Source organism: Psychrobacter sp. ER1, from assembly GCF_048631835.1.
Lineage (GTDB): Bacteria > Pseudomonadota > Gammaproteobacteria > Pseudomonadales > Moraxellaceae > Psychrobacter.
This window is the reverse complement of sequence record NZ_CP184640.1, coordinates 2,251,230-2,267,320: the sequence shown is the minus strand read 5'-3', so window position 1 is coordinate 2,267,320 and position 16,091 is coordinate 2,251,230. Positions and strand designations below refer to the sequence as shown.

Sequence of the window (16,091 nt, the reverse complement as noted above, 5' to 3'; positions counted from 1 at the left end):
GTAAACATAAAAAGGGGTCTGTTGATATTTCAACAGACCCCTTTTTGTTTTTAAGCTAGGTTCAACGATCAAGTCAAACAAGCATTGTAAACTCAAACAATCCAAACGCAGCATCATTACTGCTAAAACCGTCATTTGAATGCTCATTATCTGTCACTACCCCAATCACAGCGCTTACTTTAGGCTGGCACGTATCTTTATCTAACAATCGCCAGTCGCCAAGCACGTAGCGCTTTTTATTAGCAGTCGCCTGATGAATGTCTGGACGATGAGTATGTCCGTGTAATAATGCATCGCTAGTAGTGATGGCTTGACGTACGGCTTTATCATTCACGTCCATAATATGCGCAGCTTTGTTCGCATTCTTCTGTTGGCTTTTTTGCGCATATTATCTGCGATGGCTAAGCGTTTTTCTAATGACTTATTAAGCAAATACCACTGAGTTAAACGATTGCGCATAATTTTGCGAAAAAACTGATATTTTTTATCATCAGTACAGAGTGCGTCACCGTGTTCTAAGCGGTAATTCTGCTGACCAACAAGCAAAATATACGGTTCGTTGATCAGCTCACCACCGAACAGATTACAGAACGGCTGACCCAATAAAAAATCACGGTTACCGTGCATGACCAATATCTCACAGCCATTGATACGTAGCTGCTTGAGTTTGGTGATAAGTGGAGTCAACCAGTGTGCTATCTTCTCGTCTTCTGACAACGATAAATACGTATCATCACCCAGCCACACCTCAAACCAATCACCCAATATAAAGAGGCGTTTGAGCGCTGGCAAGGCGAGACAGTCATCTAATAGCGCCAAAAAAGCCTGCACTAAGGCAGGCTCCTGAGGCGATAAATGCAAATCGCTAATCAATACTTGCCGCACTTGATGAGGGCGGGTCGTGATTAAGTGATTAAAACTTTGCATTTATCTTGGTCCTCGTGACTTATCGTATAGCGAGCATGAATTAATAAACTCTACTAGAAAATGCTCGCTCATTCACAGCTATCGCTAAGTAACTATTACTGACTAGCAGCTATTGAATGACTATTACTGAGTAATGATGGTTGCTGAGTTGATAACAACTGGCTCTTTTGGCACATCAGCATGCATGCCGAAACGACCAGTTGGTACGCTGCGCATTTTTTCGATAACGTCCATACCGCTTGTTACTTTACCAAATACGGTGTAACCCCAACCTTGCATGTTTTTGCCAGAGTGGTTTAGGAAGTCGTTGTCTTTTACGTTGATGAAGAACTGGCTAGTCGCTGAATGCGGATCTTGGGTACGCGCCATTGCGATAGTACCTTTGTCATTTTTTAGACCGTTGTCCGCTTCGTTTTCGATAGGCGCGTTGGTTGGTTTTTCATTCATCTCAGCGTCCATTCCGCCGCCTTGAATCATGAAACCATCAATGATGCGATGGAAAATTGTACCGTCATACTGACCAGATTTTACGTAGTTTAAAAAGTTTTCTACGGTTTTTGGTGCTTTTTCTTCGTTGAGTTCGATAACGATCGCACCCATATTGGTTTCAAGTTCTACTACTGGTGGCATGTCTACCATGGGATATTCCTTTTTGATTGCAGCGCCTTAAATAGCACTATTGTGAGTGGTGGTTAAAAAGTTACGGGTAGTCTAACGGCTTTTTTATCCCGTGTCATGTATCAGGCTGTTAATGCGTTTGCGAAACCTGATAGAATAACGCAACTTTACCCATTTTTGACAAATTTTGATAATGCGGTCGCACTATCTAAGTTTTAATATTCTCGCTTTATTTTAATATTCTCGTTTTATTTTAACACTTTAGTTTAAACGTTTCGTGATGCGTGATGGCACGCACCATGAACTGACAATTTGCGTTAGGAGCAATGCCCGATGAGTGATCACTCAAGCAACAATGCACAAAAAGACGAAGCAAAAAACGATTTTATTCGTAATATCATTCGTGACGATGTCAATGCGAAAAAATACCAGAAAATTGTAACGCGCTTTCCGCCTGAGCCAAATGGCTACCTGCATTTAGGTCACGTAAAATCTATCTGCTTAAACTTTGGTGTGGCCAAAGAGTTCGGCGGTGTGTGCAACCTGCGTTTTGATGACACCAACCCAACTGCTGAGAAGCAAGATTACATCGACAATATTAAGAACGATGTGCAGTGGTTAGGTTTTGAGTGGGCAGGCGAGGCGCATCATGCCTCAGGTTATTTTGATCAGTTGCATGCATGGGCAATCCAGCTGATTGAGCAAGGCGACGCTTATGTTGATTTGCAAACTCCTGAACAAATCAAAGAAAACCGTGGTTCATTTAATGAAGCGGGAACACCTTCACCATATCGTGATGCCAGTGTTGAAGAAAACCTAGCGCTTTTCAACGATATGAAAGACGGTAAATACGCTGAAGGAAAGGCTATTTTGCGTGCCAAGATTGATATGGCTAGCCCAAATATGAACCTGCGTGATCCTGTTATCTATCGCGTGATGCATCAAGCGCATCATCAGACTGGTGATAAATGGTGCATCTATCCGATGTATGACTTTGCTCATCCACTCTCTGATGCGCTCGAAGGTATTACCCATTCATTATGCACGCTTGAGTTTGAAGATCATCGTCCATTTTATGATTGGGTCATCGAAAAAATCGGCTTTGACGTACCGCCGCATCAGTACGAGTTTAGCCGCTTAAACGTTGATCATACATTGACCAGTAAGCGTAAGCTAAAGCAACTGGTAGATGAAGGTATCGTAAGCGGTTGGGACGATCCCCGTATGCCGACCGTCGCTGGTATGCGCCGCCGTGGTTATACGCCAGAGGGCTTGCGCGATTTTTGTGAGCGTGTGGGTGTGACCAAAGCGGATAGTGTGGTTGATTTCCGTTTACTAGAGTTTAGCGTTCGTCAATCGTTAGAGACGACAACTGGTCGCGGTATGGCGGTGCTAAAGCCATTGAAAGTGACCATTACTAACTTTAGTGAAGCGGTCAGCAGTTGGGAGTCGCAAAAAGCCGATAGCGTTAATGCACGTTTTGACGATACGACGCAGACACTTTGGTTGACTCAGCCGAACCATCCTAACGTGGATATGGGTGAGCGTGAGATTCCATTCACCGAAACGATATACATCGATCAAGGTGATTACGAGATTGAGCCGCCAGCAGGCTATAAGCGCCTATCACCAGAAAAGCCAGAGATTCGTCTGCGTAACACCTACATACTAGCCGTCACTGAACATATCACTGATGAAAATGGCAATGTCGTTGAGCTAAAAGCGACGATTGACCCTGCTACTTTGGGCAACAACCCTGAAGGGCGTAAGGTTAAAGGCGTGATTCATTGGGTATCAGCCAGTCAAGGTGTGCCAGCGACGGTACGTATGTATGAGCAGCTATTCAGTGCTGAGGATCCAAGTAGCGTTGCTGATGTTTATCAAGCGCTAAACCCGAACTCGCTCACTGAGCTAAATGCAGTGGTTGAGCCATCTTTGGTCAATGCAGATGCCGGCACGCGTTTCCAGTTTGAGCGTGAAGGTTACTTCATCTCTGATAGCGAAGATCACAGCACTGATAAGCCAGTATTTAACCAAATCGTTAGTTTGCGTGATAGCTATAAGCCAGCTTAATTTATGTTGACTCAGTATATGAAAAGTATCCTTATCCAAATAGATATTTTGAAATAATACTGAACAATAGTAGTTTGCAAGTTAGCCTATTTCTAGTACGCTAGGAATGGGCTTTTTTGTGTGCAGTTATAAAGTTAAGTATGATTATGGTGCGAATTTTGCTTATGGGATGCAGGTATGGTGGTTTAATTATTTATCAAAGCTACTTGTCCATAAAATTCATTAAAAAATTTGTCCATCAGCTTAGAGGTAAATGGAATAACCGCATTACAATCCGTCACAAGACATTCATAACCAGTTTGTTAAGATAAAGTCAGTTTTTACGGATGTGCTTTATGTTATATTTGATAGCTGAGCACGTCGATGACAATAATAGAACGCGAGGCCGACGTGTCGATATAAGCGTTCATTCACATAGCTAAGGAATCAAGCATGGCACATTTACGTTTAGGCGATACCGCACCAAACTTTGACGCTGCGACCACAGAAGGCGATATTAATTTCCACGAGTGGGCAGGCGATCATTGGGTGGTTTTTTCTCACATCCTTCAGATTATACGCCAGTATGTACCACTGAGCTTGGTCGTACCGCAGCACTAGGCGGTGAGTTCCAGAAGCGCAATGTTAAACCAATTGCGCTATCGGTTGATGGTTTAGAAGATCATAAAGGTTGGGTAAGTGACATTGAAGAAACCCAAGGTACTGCTGTCAATTTCCCTATCATTGCAGACCCTGAGCGCAAGGTTGCAGATCTTTATGACATGATTCATCCAAATGCTGACAATACAGCGACGGTCAGAAGTGTGTTTATTATTGATCCTAAGAAAAAGTACGCTTAACACTGACTTATCCAGCCAGCTGTGGCCGTAACTTTGATGAGATTATTCGTGTGATTGATGCGATGCAATTATCGGATGAGTATAACATCGCGACGCCTGTAGATTGGAAGGACGGTGATGACGTAATCATTCCACCAAGTGTGAAAAACGAAGATATCGCTGCAAAATATCCAAAAGGTCACAAAGAGATTAAGCCGTATCTACGCACCACACCTGCACCAAACAAATAATTAGACTGATGTGTAAATGTGATTAAATAAAGCCCCATGACTCAAGGTTATGGGGCTTTTATTATTTCTACTTTATGATTAATAACACTTTGCCATGACGGTCAGAGTAGGCTATAACTATGGTATGGAGTATCAATAGATAGGTGCTCATTAGTGCCACCATCATAATAAGGCGTATCAGCGCTAAATTTCTATTCAATTATTCTTACAAGGAGTTCATCATGAAAAAATTATACGTCACCCGTACAGCGCCCAACCCGCGCAAAGCCCTTATCTTATTGGCATCAAAAGGTATCGATGTCGATGATATGGATGATGTGGATGTGATAGACATTGATTTTGCGGCAAATGAGCAAATGTCAGAAGCATTTACGCAAATGAATCCGATGCAGACCGTACCTGTTTTGACCTTAGATGATGGTACAGTACTGAATGATTCTCAGGCAGTTTGTGAGTACCTGGACCGCGTTTACGGTGAGCGTTCAGTTATGGGTAATGATGTGGTACAGCGTGCGCAAGTTTGCTCTATGCGCCGTATTGCTGAATTTGAAGTCCTGTACAACTTGATGCTCGCGTTTCAGCACAGTCATCCATCTAAAGCACAACGTATTGAGCAAGTGCCCGAGTTCGTCGCACCATCAATTGCTCGTGCGGTCAAAGCCATGGCGTATTTTGAGACGATATTAGAAGGTCGTGAATACCTAGTAGGTGAGCAATTAAGTTTTGCGGATATCGTGCTATATCTAAGCTTGGATTTTGGTAAAGTATTGAAGATTAATCCTAATGAGCAAGGCGAAAACCTAGCTCGTTTTTATCAAAAGATGAATGAACGCTTTAGTATTAAAAATATGGCTAAAGCCAAACCTGCAAGTGTGAATGACTAAAAGGTTCTAGAAAAATAGTTTAAATCATAAAATTATCTATTAACCTATCCGGTAAATTGATCGCTATAAAGCAAAACAGCTAACCTCAATCGTTAGCTGTTTTTTTATGAAATATAATAAAAATCAACATTTCGTTACATAGGTTAATAGTGCCAAGGTTATAGTGGTTAGTCTAGCTTAGTTATATCAATTATGTTTCTAAATTATTTATTAAAGAGGACTGTTTTTAAATTATGACTTCTTTTGAATAGGTTTTTTAAAATATAGATGGTACGCGAGATAAGTTGTACAAGCTTACTAAGAGGTATGTAATATGGTAGGTAGCCGAAATAAGCCAACGTTAAAATTACTGCTATTACCCAGTATGATGGCAGTTAGTCTGATGCTAAGTGCGTGTCAAAAAGAAGCGGCGTCTAGCGAAAATGATACATCGCAGGGTACTGAAGCTGGCGAGATGACAGACTTAGCCGTAAGTGAAGGTCTGGTATCTAGTATGAGCCCTACATCAGACGAATCTGAACCTGTTGAACTAACTGCTCAAGACAAGCTGACGACCACCTTATCTCATCATCGTTGGACGTTAGTAAATGCAGTCGATGCCAATGAACAACCTATGGCTGAATTTGCGAATATTAACAGTCAGGTAACGCTGGCGTTTAACCAATATCAAGGGCAAGACACGCTAAGCTATAGCGTAGGCTGTAATACGATTAGTGCTGGCTATCAGTTAAAGGGCCATACCTTAACTACTGAAGAGGGTATGAGTACGAAGATGTCTTGTGGCGAGCTAGATGTGGCAGAAAACACCTTGAACACTTTGATGCAGGGCAGTAGTGAGTTCAAAATTGATCAAGGCGATAACCCAGTATTGACCCAGTTTACTGACGATGATGTGACTTTAGTATGGAATGGTAGGCTTACTGCACAAGCAAAATATAACAGTAAGGGTGAAACAGTATTTTGGGCAGTAAACTCCGAAACAGTACCTTGCGAAGCAGGTAACTCTGAGCAGTGTCTACAAGTTAAGCCTATTACATATAATGATCAAGGTATTAAAACTCACGAAGGACAGTGGCGAGTATTCGTTGGTGAGATCGATGGCTATCAGCATGACAGCAAACACGAAGAAGTATTGCGCTTACAACGCTATCCGCTAAACATCGATGAATTATCAGAGACTAATGAGCCAACTAAAGATGATACTGCTGATGAAAAGTATGCTTATATATTAGATGCTGTCATTGAAAGTGCAGTTGTAGAGTAGCTTACTGTAGTTTGAGCTTTGAAATACTCATAGTCATAAAAAACACGTGTCTAATAGCGCGTGTTTTTTATGGGGTGTCTAATTTGCTGTTTATCTATTTTGACGCTTTTCTGCTTCAACACCTCATTATCTTAACGCCTCGCTATTTTAACGCTGATCTTTAACGTAAGTTACCCAAATCTTCTTCCGTTAAACGCCAACGACCTTTCTTCTTGGAAGCACCGCGACCACGCATGGCGCTATTCAATATCAGTTTGTTCATTGAATGGCTTGAGTGAGCATGACAGATGGCGCAGGCAAGACCATCGGCAGCATCTTGTTGCGGTACGACTTCTAACGCTAATATCCGGCACACCATCTCTTGTACTTGTTCTTTGGCCGCCGCTCCATAGCCACAGACGGCTTGTTTGATTTGCCGAGCCGTATATTCTGACACTTCTAAATCTAGTGCAACCATTGCTGCAATCGCTGCACCTCTTGCTTGCCCGAGCTTAAGTGCGGAGTCAGGGTTTTCCGCCATAAATACTTGCTCAATCGCCGTATAGATAGGCTCGTCTGCGTATTTTAAATGATGCTGTGTGATACGGGTTAGTCCATTAAAGATACGCTTGAGGCGTTCAGGCATCTCTTTGGTATCTGTACGAATCGTCCCTGCATCGATATAGGTCAGCTTGTCACCTGTCTGCTGTACTATCCCATAACCGGTCATGCGTGACCCTGGGTCAATGCCTATAATAATTGCCATAATATTCCGTCTTGCTTACCTGTCATTTTATATTCAATACAATATAGATTGGATACGGACTCGCTTAGCCTACTATTCGTAGCACTGACGTTTGCCTTTCTTGTAGCCAAATTATATTGTACCGACTATATGGCTTAAAAATTAGCCTTAAGTTTGATAGTATAGCAACCAATCCCCATATACATCATATGTTAGCCATTTTAATTTTCATGGCGCTCAATTTATTGGTTTTTATTTTATAGGACGACACTTTATGGGTCAGATAGTTGGTATAGCCATCGTTTGGTTTATTATCGAGATGCTACTGTGGTATTTGCTTGCTCAGTTTATGAGCGGCTGGTGGGTGTTTATGTGGTTTATTATCGCCGCGGTTATCGGTATCTCTTTGATGCGCAAAGGTATGGCTGCTCTTAATCCAATGGCACAGCAAATGAAAGCTGGTGGCATGATGAACCCTGCGATGCGTCCGCCAGAGACCACGATGATTAAGAGTATCGCGATGGCAGCTGCTGGTATTTTACTGCTTATTCCTGGGGTACTTAGTGATTTAATGGCGTTGTTGGTAGTATTGCCACCTGTGCAGAAAAAGCTAAAAGACTTGGCCAATAATTACGTCATGAATAACCAGCAAAAAATGATGGAAATGATGGCGAAGCAGATGGGTGGTCAAATGGGCGGCGGTCAAAATCCGTTTGGCGGTGCTGGTGGTATGGGTGGTCAAAACCCGTTCGGTGGTGCAGGTGGCATGAATGGTCAGAATCCGTTTGGTCAACAGCAGCAAAACCCATTTGGTGACGTGTTTAAACAGCATACTACGGTTGATGGTACTGCCAAAAACATCCCTAAAGATGTAAAGAAAATTACCAAGTCTGCTAATGACGAATAACTATTCAGTTAAATCGTAAGCATAAAAAAAGCCCCTATCGTCGATGACGAAAGGGGCTTTTTAGTGGTAGTAAATAAATTATAAGAAATATATTTACTAACCGAATGAAACAACCGAAGTGCCGCTGTAAGATGGTGACCCATGAACCGTGAAGTTCAGGGCGGATGCGTCATCATCTCTGCAGGTTTCCTGATACACCGCAAGCGGTGCAGGCATACACAATGAGACAATAGGTACCACATCCTGGTAAAGCATTATCGGCTCAGGGAATAAACATCTACTAGCCAACACTTCAGAATAGTTTTATCTTAACCAATGAAAAGAGTGATTGCAAGTCTGAATTACAGATTGATACGTAGCTTGGTTGGTTGGCCGCACTTATATTGTCTTATCTAGAAAAAACGTCATAAGATAACCCTATAAAATTATTCATAAACTCACGAAAAATGCTCAGTTTTTCAGCTATTTCAAGATGTGTGTTAATATAGAGGGCTTTATATTCCCTTACACAGCATTATAGGCGTTCATTCACTCGAGGAGCGGTAATATATGACCAGTACCCAACAAGCATCAGACTCTATTGATAATAATAAAACACAGCTTAGCAATAACCAAGACGGTGCACAGAATAAAAAAATACCGCATGTCTTGATGATATTGGACGGCTTTGGTCATCGTGAAGAAGATAAAGATAACGCCATCGCTGCTGCCAATATGCCAAATTTAGACAAGATTTATCAGCAATATCCTCATGGGCTGATTTCAGCTTCAGGGGAAGATGTTGGTTTGCCAGATGGTCAGTTTGGTAATTCAGAAGTTGGTCACATGAATTTAGGGGCGGGGCGTGTTCTGTATCAGGACTCAACTCGTATCTCAAGTGAGCTTGCCAATCGTGATTTTTATAAAAACGAAGCATTGGTCAATGCCGTAAAAGCGGCTAATGAGCGTGGCGGTAACGTCCATATTATGGGCTTGCTCTCTGATGGCGGCGTCCACTCACATCAAGACCATATCGAAGGCATGTGTCATTCAGCATTGGTCCATGGTGCCAAGAATGTCTTTATTCATTGTTTCTTAGATGGCCGTGATACCCCGCCTAAATCTGCTGATAAGTACATCAATCGTCTGCGCGACTATATTGATAAATTGAATGCTCATTACGAAGGTGGCCGCGTACAGATTGCAAGTATCATCGGTCGCTACTATGCAATGGATCGTGACAATCGTTGGGATAGAGTGCAAAAAGCTTATGAGCTGATTACTGAAGGGAAAGCTGATCGTCTATCGACACGGGCAGATGGCGCTGTTCAAGCTGCTTATAAAGCGCGTGAGACCGATGAGTTTGTCAGTCCAACGACTGTAATTGGACGTGATGAAGTGCCATATACTGTTAATGATAACGACGCACTTATTTTTATGAATTTCCGTGCTGACCGTGCTCGTGAGCTTGCCCAAGCATTTGTTCTGCCAGATCATGAGTTTTCTGGATTTGCACGTCAAAAGCAGCCAAAACTGGCGGCATTTGTGATGCTAACTAAGTATTCAGATGTCCTAGCTGACAATCCAAAAACCAGCATTGCTTACTACCCAACATCTTTGGCCAATACATTGGGAGAGTACTTGCAGGATCAAGGAAAAACCCAGCTACGTATCGCTGAAACTGAAAAATATGCGCATGTGACGTTTTTCTTTAGTGGTGGCCGCGAAGAAGAATATCAGGGTGAGACCCGTATATTAGTGCCATCTCCAGACGTTGCAACTTATGATCTACAGCCTGAGATGAGCGCGCCTGAAGTCACTGATAAATTAGTAGAAGCAATTGAGTCTGGTAAGTATGATGTATTGGTGGTCAATTATGCCAATGGTGATATGGTTGGACACACAGGTATCTTTGATGCAGCGGTAAAAGCGGTAGAAGCTTTGGATATATGTGTTGGCCGTATCGAGTCAGCGGTGCGTGCTGCTGGTGGTGACATGCTTATCACAGCCGATCATGGTAACTGCGAGCAGATGCAAGACTATGAAAGTGGTCAAGTACATACACAGCATACGACAGAGCATGTACCATTAATTTACGTAGGTGAGCAAAAGCTGCAAGTACGCCGTGGCGGCAAACTTAGTGATGTGGCGCCGACTATTTTATCACTAATGAATGTCGACGCCCCTGCTGAGATGACAGGTGAGAGCTTATTGGTTCCAGCAGTCTAAGCCAGTCGAGTTAAACCACAGTACTTGAATGACTGTGGTTTATACTGACTTGACAGCTGTACCAGAAGATATCAAAAAGGAAAGGATAACCTATTATCCTTTCCTTTTTTGTGATACATTTTACTTAATTTACTTGCAATACTATGCTAGTTCGAAATATGCGTTTGGTGCTATCTTATAAATCGCTATATAACGATAAATTCGTATTCTCTATTATTCAAATGAGTTCTTTTATGCAGCCTATTTCTTTTGCACGTTCTTTTTTATCCAAAGGGTTAAGTAAATCAGTAGGGAAGGTATCAGTCGCGTCTATAGTCTTACAGCCCATAATTTTAATCGGTGTGCTTGGTTGTGCGATTAGCGTTAATGCACAAGCAGCAGCTTCTACAAATAATGATAACCCTACGAATGGTCTACAGCTCATCAGTTTAAATGCAGATGAAATAGCGGATGAAAACGACACTGATAATTTATCGAACATTGCTGATATGTTAGATGTCGCCGACGAGCCAGATGATTCGATAGATAGTGTGCCAGATGAAAGCGCCCTAACAGATGATGCCGATAATATTGATACGGAGATTCCAGCAGAGGTCGCACAAGTATCGCTAAATGCTATCTCTCCTGAGACGCTAAAGACATTTGTGGCTGTAGTGGATTTAGTACGTCGTCAATACGTCGATGCGGTCAATGACGAAGAGTTATTTAGCAATGCGATGAGTGGCATGCTGACCAAGCTTGACAGCCATGCTGAATTTTTGGACGCAGAAGCTTATGAAAACCTGCGTGCTTTTACTGAAGGTGACGTTGGTGATATTGGTATTAAGGTTAATTACCAGCCAGAGGCGGGATATTGGGTTGTGACAGAGGTTATCGATGATTCACCTGCAGACAAAAAAGGCATCGCAGTTGGTGATTATTTGCATCAAATTGATGAGTTTAAGCTAGACGAAGGGCGACAGGTTAATGATGTTGAGCAGCTTTTGACGGGTATTGCTGGTACGCAGGTAGATATCATCACTTCTAAAGCTGGTCGCCGTAAGCATACAACGACGTTGCAGCGTAATAATAGTCATCCGCAGATTATCGAGACCAAACTGGTCGATGGTATTGCCATTGTCAAATTACCGGCGTTTCAAAACAACAGCCGTGAAAAATTACTAGAAGGTTTAATTAATCTAAACGCTCCTATATCAGGCATTTTACTAGATATGCGTGACAACCCAGGTGGCGTACTGACATCAGCAGTGAGCGTGGCCAGTTTATTTATGGATGATACTGATGTAGTGCAGGTGCAAGCACGTCAAAATAAATCACGGGTACTATCGACCCAAGGTGATGCGATACTTAAACCTTTGCCATTAGTGGTATTACAAAACCGCTATTCAGCATCAGCGGCAGAGGTACTTGCCAGTAGTTTACAAGCACAAAAACGCGCTACTATTATCGGTGAAGTTAGCTATGGCAAAGGCTCAGTACAATCAGTCATACCGTTAAACGATGAGCAAGCCGTCAAATTGACTGTGGCCAATTATATGACGGCAGCAGGCAAACAAATAGATGAGATCGGTGTAGAGCCTGATGTGACCTTATCAGGCAGCGAGAACACGTGGGAGCAGCAAGCATTAGAAATAGTAAAGGCGCGCGCGCTTGGTTCTGGCATTCGCTTTGTTAGAAAAAATGCTACGAAAGAATAGAATTTCGTAGCAATTAATTAACAGCACATACCATTCAACGCTTAAAAATATTTGATGATGACGTTCAAAAGAAACTAGTCGAACGCATCTTCAGAAATTTCGAGCTTTTTCATACGGTAGCGTAAAGAGCGAAAGGTGGTTCCTAATAATTCAGCTGCTTGGGTTTTGTTCCAGCCAGTTTGTTTGAGTGCCGTGATAATCAGTTGCTTCTCCTGCTCCTGCAAATAATGTTCTAATCCTTGAGGCGGTAGTTGACCGTCAAACAATTCTTGTAAACCTGATATGTCTTTAGAAGTTTCTTTTTGGGCGGTGGAAGCAAGGAGCGACTCTTTGTCATAAGTATTTGCTACGTTGGTTGACGAACTGTTATTACTAGCTGACGAATGCTGCACCATTGAAGGGTAGTGGTTGGTGTTAGTACGATAGGGATGTAAATTGGTCACTCTTTGCTCAACCTGCGTCGCCATATTGCGACTAGATTGAATGACTTGCTCACCGTCCTTTGTTGATTGGGCTGTAGATTGAACGTCTATTTGACTTTCTACGTTACGAGCAGGTGGCTCAGAGCTATCGATAGCTGAGCTATGATTTTGCTCTTGTGTATTTATAAGCTCAGGTTCAATGTCAGGAAGACCTAAATGACTAACGTCTATATATGAAGTTTCAGCTAACGTAACTGCACGCTCCAATAAGTTGCGTAGTTCACGGACATTACCTGCAAAATCGTGGCGTTGTAAGCGTTCGCAGGCTTCCATTGTCAATGACGGCGGCGACTCTAATTGCCAGTCATCGGCGATCATCGCCAAAAAGTGGTCTGCTAACACAGGGATATCATCACGGCGTGTGTTAAGCGTTGGAAGCTTTAGCTCAATGACATTGATGCGATAATATAAGTCTTGTCGAAATGCACCATCTTGTACCAATTGGCTCAGGTCTTTGTGAGTGGCAGACAAAATGCGGATGTCTACTGGAACTTCTTTTGTATCACCTATTGCCCTTACTGTTTTTTCTTGAATGGCACGTAACAATTTAACCTGCATGGCTAAAGGTAAGTCCGCCACTTCATCTAAAAATAACGTGCCGCCATTGGCTTGCTGGAATAACCCTTGTTTATCAGCGACAGCCCCTGTAAAGCTGCCTTTTTTATGACCAAAAAACTCCGACTCCATTAACTCCGATGGTATCGCACCGCAGATTCACTGGTACAAAGCTGCCATCACGCCGTGGACTTAAATCATGGATCAATCTGGCGACTACTTCTTTACCTGTGCCAGAAGCGCCCGATAAAAACACAGGTGCCTGTGAGCGTGCTAGCTTTAAAATAGTATTTTTGAGGGGATGCATGACAGCAGAATTACCAATCAATCTACTATCTAGCATTTTTTGTTCAGGAGAGCATTCCGGTGTGGCCTGTACTTCGTTATCTTGATGAATAACTTTTATGGCATTCTCTACCAGTTGGCGCAAACGTGGTAGTTCTAACGGTTTATTGACAAAATCAAAGGCACCGAGTTTTAATGCCTCAATAGCTAAATCCATGCTGCCATGAGCCGTGATCACTGCTATTGGAATATTAGAGCTATTGCTAATTTCTTTTACCAGCTCCAGTCCAGAGCCATCTGGCAGTTTTAAGTCCGTCAGACAGAAATCGTAGTCATTGTCTTGCCAAAACGTTCTTGCTTGCGACAATGTATAAGCCACATCACTTTTAATACCCATTTTAGTCAAGGTAATTTGCATTAATCGACATAAGTCTACTTCATCATCGACGACTAGCGCGGTTGTTGTCATACATCATCTCATCGTATTCAATAGCTATAAAGTCAATAGCTGGGTCTAAATAGGCGTATAGTTTCATACAAAGTTGGAACTTAAATATTTGATACTATAATCTCATTTCAATTATTATATTTTGCAAAAACTAATTCGAAATAATATAGCTTTCAAAGGATGAATTTAGGTAAGATTTTCTTCGATAGTATAAAATTTATTATCAGATTTGATAGAAGGCACAATTAATCGAAAGCATGTTTTTTCATGTTCAGGAATGTAGAGTAGACGTGCTTGATTGGCTTCACAAAATGCTTGTGATAAATAAAGTCCCAGACCTGTACCAGCTTTATCTGTTGTAAAAAACGGATCGAACAAAAGTTGTAAGTTATCAGTACTAACGCCATCCCCATTATCTAACACATCGATTATAACATCGTTGTCTGCGCAGTAAATGTCGATTTCTACATAAGCATGAGGATGAGCATAGCTGCTATAACGCAGACCATTGTTGATTAAGTTGATCAATATTTGCTCTAACTGATGAGTATCAAATGATATGATGGGTTTGGTTTTTATTCGTAGAAAAATGTCGTGTCCTTGAAAGTAATTCTCCAAAAACGATGGCATCCATTCAGCCAGATTCGAGCACCTGCTGGTAGCCGTCTGCTGACGAGACAGCTTTAAAATATCTTCGATGATACGGTTTACACGTTTTGTCTGTGAAAATATCATTTCATAAAGCTCATGGTTGCCGGTCATGGCAGCATTCGATTCATTTGTTAATGCACTGTCATCTTCCATTTGTTCTGCAACATCTTCCATTAATAGCTGGCTGGCTTGCGATATCGCTGCTAATGGGTTTCTGATTTCATGAGCAATACTGGCAGTCAATTGCCCTAAGGAAGCCAGTTTCAGTTGTTGAGCACTGGCTTGCTCACGGCGTAAATCTTCTAATATGACAAGCTTACTATCGTCTTTTAGTGGAATAATTTGTACACGTAATTTGCCAAATATTGAGGCATTTGCCACAGCTGGCACGTCGTAGGTAAAAGCGCGTGACTGCCCAGATGCTACCGATAAGCAGGCATTAAACAACTGTGAATGCTGCTTATTGAGTTGCTGCTCAAAATTAGAGAGAAGTGCTTTGTTTTGAGTCTCTTTCACATCTTCAAAGGTATTCTGTGGTGTGACAGGCGTGACAAGAGAAAGGCTCAGCAACTGATGTGCGGCAAGATTTGCTAAGACAATATGTTGCTTATCGATAACGATAACACCATTCACCATCTGCGTGATAACCTCTTGATTAATCACATTCAGTCGCTCAACTTCCTTAGCATGGTTTGCCGCGACTTTCTCAAGCTGTACCAATCGTTGAGAGATAGACCAACTCAAACCGCCCACTGCTAAAAAGCTCGCCGACATCAGTAGCGCATCACCTAGATTGGCTAGACTCATGCTATTAGCAATAGCGTAAAAAAACTGCTGATAAATAACGAGAATGATGGCAAGTAACGTAATAACCAACGCTTGTGAGCCGTGTAGTAGCATAAAGCTAGCCGCGACGACCACCATGTATAGCATGGTTAACTGCAAATCAGGGTTGCCTGTCGTATAGAGCAGCAGACTTAATATAATAACGTCTAAGGCCAGTCCGAATGCCAGTTGGCGGCGCATATGTTTTCTAACAACATAAAATAACCCAAGCAGTATCAGGCTTAGAAGTACATAAAAGCTTAGAGTCGTTTGTTGTAAAAAACTCGGTAAAGAAGCGCTATCACCAGTACGAGCAGAGATGTATAGCATGAGCATAGAAAACAGGCTAACAACGAAACGATAACTGCTATAGATCAGTCCTAACTTACGCAACTGCGGCAGAGGAAGCGTATCGTCATGATGAACATAACGAGTAATGGCAGAGCTAAGATTGGTAGCAGGGTTCATAAACTG

General features: G+C 42.2%; 9 protein-coding genes, 1 other RNA gene and 3 pseudogenes. 7 read left to right on the top strand and 6 right to left on the bottom strand.

Translation table 11 applies throughout. The features are described from left to right. Nucleotides 1-73 precede the first annotated feature (73 nt). Together ACOBWA_RS10510 and ACOBWA_RS10505 are read right to left on the bottom strand one after the other, a co-directional pair. Nucleotides 74-927, bottom strand: a pseudogene (locus tag ACOBWA_RS10510) (UDP-2,3-diacylglucosamine diphosphatase). Nucleotides 928-1,050: 123 nt separating this feature from the next. Further along, the gene (locus ACOBWA_RS10505) at nucleotides 1,051-1,557 is read right to left on the bottom strand and encodes a peptidylprolyl isomerase (RefSeq protein ID WP_228153198.1); all 507 of its coding nucleotides are present in this window, start codon (nucleotides 1,555-1,557) and stop codon (nucleotides 1,051-1,053) included. Between the two features lie 321 nt (nucleotides 1,558-1,878). Between ACOBWA_RS10505 and ACOBWA_RS10500 the strand changes: the two genes are divergently transcribed. The 4 genes and pseudogenes from ACOBWA_RS10500 (at nucleotide 1,879) to ACOBWA_RS10485 (ending at nucleotide 6,835) form a co-directional block, all read left to right on the top strand. Continuing rightward, nucleotides 1,879-3,618, top strand: coding sequence for a glutamine--tRNA ligase/YqeY domain fusion protein (locus ACOBWA_RS10500; protein ID WP_420229311.1), 1,740 nt, complete (start codon nucleotides 1,879-1,881; stop codon nucleotides 3,616-3,618). A 432-nt stretch (nucleotides 3,619-4,050) separates the two neighbouring features. Continuing rightward, a pseudogene (locus ACOBWA_RS10495) lies at nucleotides 4,051-4,687 on the top strand (peroxiredoxin). 221 nt (nucleotides 4,688-4,908) lie between these two features. Further along, nucleotides 4,909-5,571 carry a glutathione S-transferase family protein gene (locus ACOBWA_RS10490; protein WP_420229310.1) on the top strand — a complete coding sequence of 221 codons (663 nt, stop codon included), beginning with the start codon at nucleotides 4,909-4,911 and terminating at the stop codon, nucleotides 5,569-5,571. A gap of 313 nt (nucleotides 5,572-5,884) precedes the next feature. Further along, nucleotides 5,885-6,835, top strand: a complete 951-nt coding sequence (locus ACOBWA_RS10485) for an META domain-containing protein (protein WP_420229309.1) — start codon at nucleotides 5,885-5,887, stop codon at nucleotides 6,833-6,835. Nucleotides 6,836-6,995: 160 nt separating this feature from the next. On the opposite strand, the gene ruvC is transcribed toward ACOBWA_RS10485, so the two are convergent. Continuing rightward, nucleotides 6,996-7,580, bottom strand: a complete 585-nt coding sequence (gene ruvC / locus ACOBWA_RS10480) for a crossover junction endodeoxyribonuclease RuvC (protein ID WP_057760973.1) — start codon at nucleotides 7,578-7,580, stop codon at nucleotides 6,996-6,998. A 253-nt stretch (nucleotides 7,581-7,833) separates the two neighbouring features. Between ruvC and ACOBWA_RS10475 the strand changes: the two genes are divergently transcribed. Continuing rightward, complete coding sequence (locus ACOBWA_RS10475) at nucleotides 7,834-8,466, top strand: FxsA family protein (protein WP_057760971.1); 633 nt, start codon at nucleotides 7,834-7,836, stop codon at nucleotides 8,464-8,466. Nucleotides 8,467-8,572: 106 nt separating this feature from the next. Here ACOBWA_RS10475 and ssrS read toward each other — a convergent pair. Beyond that, a non-coding RNA gene (gene ssrS, locus ACOBWA_RS10470) (6S RNA) lies at nucleotides 8,573-8,768 on the bottom strand. A 247-nt stretch (nucleotides 8,769-9,015) separates the two neighbouring features. Between ssrS and gpmI the strand changes: the two genes are divergently transcribed. Continuing rightward, entirely contained in the window at nucleotides 9,016-10,674 is a 1,659-nt protein-coding gene (gene gpmI / locus ACOBWA_RS10465; RefSeq protein WP_420229308.1) for a 2,3-bisphosphoglycerate-independent phosphoglycerate mutase, read from the top strand. 233 nt (nucleotides 10,675-10,907) lie between these two features. Beyond that, complete coding sequence (locus tag ACOBWA_RS10460) at nucleotides 10,908-12,371, top strand: S41 family peptidase (protein ID WP_420229307.1); 1,464 nt, start codon at nucleotides 10,908-10,910, stop codon at nucleotides 12,369-12,371. Between the two features lie 74 nt (nucleotides 12,372-12,445). Here ACOBWA_RS10460 and ACOBWA_RS10455 read toward each other — a convergent pair. Next, nucleotides 12,446-14,162: pseudogene (locus ACOBWA_RS10455) on the bottom strand (sigma 54-interacting transcriptional regulator). A 165-nt stretch (nucleotides 14,163-14,327) separates the two neighbouring features. Next, nucleotides 14,328-16,085: a sensor histidine kinase gene (locus tag ACOBWA_RS10450; RefSeq protein ID WP_420229306.1), complete on the bottom strand. Its 1,758-nt coding sequence runs from the start codon at nucleotides 16,083-16,085 to the stop codon at nucleotides 14,328-14,330. Nucleotides 16,086-16,091 lie beyond the last annotated feature (6 nt).